The organism is Streptomyces bobili (assembly GCF_002154575.1).
Taxonomy (GTDB): domain Bacteria; phylum Actinomycetota; class Actinomycetes; order Streptomycetales; family Streptomycetaceae; genus Streptomyces; species Streptomyces bobili.
The window spans coordinates 1-637 of sequence record NZ_MUBA01000614.1 but is presented as its reverse complement, the minus strand read 5'-3'; the positions used below and the strand labels follow the sequence as shown (position 1 = coordinate 637).

At 71.9% G+C, this 637-nt stretch carries 1 pseudogene; it reads left to right on the top strand.

The features are described from left to right. A pseudogene (locus BZL64_RS34915) lies at positions 1–637 on the top strand (tyrosine-type recombinase/integrase); the annotation flags it as partial.

Sequence of the window (637 nt, the reverse complement as noted above, 5' to 3'; positions counted from 1 at the left end):
GCGTGCGGGTGGGTGGCCGGTTGGTGGTGGGCGAGTTACGCGTCCAGGAGATCGTCCGTGCCGGCGGGCGGGTCAGTTACACGGTCGTGGACGCGGACTGCTCGGTGGTGGCGGAGGCGGACGGGTTCCTGCGTGCCTGTCGGGCGGGTACGGGCCGGACGTATGCGTATGTGCTGGTGGATCATCTGCGGTGGCTGCGGTTCGCGGGCCTGGACACCGGGTCGGTGTCGCTCGAGGATCTGCGGCACTACATGGCGGCTCTGGGGGCGGATTGCCCGGGGCCGTTCGGGCTGCCGTGGCGGGAGGGTAGACGCCCGTACGGGCAGAGTGCGTTGAAGGCCGCGGCGGCCTGCCTCAAGGGCTTCTACCTCCACCTGGGTATCCATGGCGTGAACCCCGCACTGGCCGAGGCACTGCGTCTAACCCGGCTGCCGACTCGGGCGGACCGGCGGCGGGCGATGCTCGGACACGTCCTGCACAGGATGCCTGCCAACCCGCTCGCGCCCGCCGAACGGGTGCGCCGGCATCCGAAGATGCTGCCCGAGGGCGCCCGGGGGGTGTTGCTGGGGGCGGTGTCGTGCGCGCGGGACCGGATGGTGGTCAGGTGGCTGGCCGACGGCGGGTTCCGGATCGGTGA